Origin of the sequence: Henriciella sp. (genome assembly GCF_049649345.1) — a bacterium.
GTDB lineage: Bacteria > Pseudomonadota > Alphaproteobacteria > Caulobacterales > Hyphomonadaceae > Henriciella.
The window spans coordinates 1-2,006 of record NZ_JBARZC010000315.1 but is presented as its reverse complement, the minus strand read 5'-3'; the positions used below and the strand labels follow the sequence as shown (position 1 = coordinate 2,006).

The following is a 2,006-nucleotide window of genomic DNA, read 5'->3' as shown; positions in this document are numbered from 1 at the left end:
ACTGGACAGCTTCAGCCGAGGGAAAACTTGTGCGGCTTCATGTGGGCCTAGAGGACACCGAGGATCTCATCGAAGACCTAGCCCGCGGGTTTTCAGCATTGGCTGACGCAAAAACCACTTGAATTTTCAGCCGGATTTATCTATCTCCCCCCTCGACAAGCAAGCGAGCTACGACGGGTCCGAAAGGTCGTCAGTACGGGTGAGCCCAACTGTCTTCACTTCATCATCGGTCTGAACCGGCCGGTCATGCTTGACGAGGATACTTGGATGACACCGCACATGATCGCTTTTGCGACTTCTCCTTCAATTTTGGCCGTCGCATTTGATACGGGCCTTTATCACTATTATGATCGGAAGTTTGGAGACTATGCGGCTGCGGTCGCTGAACTTATAAGGCCGTAGCGGGCGACGTAATGCCCGCCGAACCTTGCCGCGCGTCACACGTTCCCGATGTGATGTAGTCTCAAAGTTCACCGGCGTTCTGCCGGCAAAAATCAGTTTTCCGATGATGTTTAAAACAGAATTTGCGCCTCTGGCGCGCCCAGCCATACTTCCAGATATCGATAACCGCTCAGGCCTCCCGGCCTTTGCGAGCGTTGGCGATGTTCTTCGCGCCTATGAAGGTGACGACGCCATCTTCGTGCTTTATCCGAAAAAGATCGCGGCTGCGGCGAAAGTCTTTCTGAACGGGTTTCCAGGCAAGGTCCTCTATGCCGTAAAGGCTAATCCGCATCCGGCCGTCCTGAAGACGCTCTGGACAAGCGGCGTGCGCACGTTCGATGGTGCCTCGACCCGTGAAAGCGAGCTCGTCCGCGCCGTGGCCCCATCCGCGAAACTCTTCCTGATGCATCCGGTGAAATCGCGGGCAACGATTCGCCATGCCTATAATGAAGGCGTGCGCGATTTTGCATTCGATTCTTCCGATGAGCTCGCAAAGATCCTTGAAGAGACCGGCTATGCAGATGATCTGAGCCTCCACCTGCGTCTTGCGCTGCCGAAGGGTGAAGCTGCAATGCCGCTGTCAGGCAAGTTCGGCGCAACGCATGAAGAGGCCGTCGAGCTGCTTCGGGATGCTCGCCACCATGCGGCCCTACTCGGTGTGACCTTTCATGTCGGCTCCCAGTGCCTGAACTCAGCCGAGTATGGCCGTGCTCTCGCCTGGGTTCGTGCGATCCTGCACAAGGCCGGTGTGTCAATAGATTCTGTCGACTGTGGCGGCGGGTTTCCCGTCGCCTATCCCGGCATGGCTCCAAAGCCAATGGATACCTATTTCGACGCGATCCGCGAGGCCCTTCAGGCGAACGGCTTTGACGGGCTTCAAGTACTTGGTGAGCCGGGCCGCGCGCTCTGCGCACAAGGCGGCTCGACCCTGGCGCGCGTGGAACTTCGCAAAGGCGAGGATCTGTACCTGAATGATGGTAGCTACGGCTCCCTGTTCGATGCCGCGCAGTGCGCCTGGAAATTTCCGGTCAAACTTCACCGTGCGGCCCCTCGCCCGGCGGCGCCAAGTGAGATGTTTCGGTTCTTCGGCCCGACCTGCGACAGCCTCGATGTCATGAATGGCCCATTTGACCTGCCCGGCGATGTCGGCGAAGGCGACTGGATCGAGGTCTGCCATCTCGGTGCCTATGGGCAGGCGCTTTCGTCACGATTCAACGGGTTCTACAGCGAAACAACTGTCGCCGTCATGGCGTAAGGCCCATTCAGCAGGTTAAATTCGAATGCCCGGTCTGAGGATCGGGCATTCCGCTTTATCTGGACCCCTTATTCTCTCCTCGTTACAACCCCTCCAACCAAACGGAGTCCCCCTTCTATGTCTGAGCAATCCAACCGCAAGGCCGAGCTTCTGAGCAATCCGGTCGAGCATGTCGACATGACCTCTTTCGATGCCCGGCCCATCATTGATGCAATGAGCAAGATGTCTTTCTCGTCGCGAGATCTTGGGCGGGCGACCGAGATCTTCAACATGGCGCTCGCTGATCAGGATTGTTCGATCATCCTGACCC

At 57.3% G+C, this 2,006-nt stretch carries 1 protein-coding gene and 1 pseudogene; both read left to right on the top strand.

The window, feature by feature from the left end; translation table 11 throughout:
- The first annotated feature begins 505 nt into the window (after nucleotides 1-505).
- On the top strand, nucleotides 506-1,696 hold the full coding sequence (locus WA989_RS08265) for a type III PLP-dependent enzyme (protein ID WP_424340026.1): 1,191 nt from the start codon (nucleotides 506-508) through the stop codon (nucleotides 1,694-1,696).
- A gap of 117 nt (nucleotides 1,697-1,813) precedes the next feature.
- Nucleotides 1,814-2,006: pseudogene (locus WA989_RS08260) on the top strand (1,9-bis(guanidino)-5-aza-nonane synthase); the annotation flags it as partial.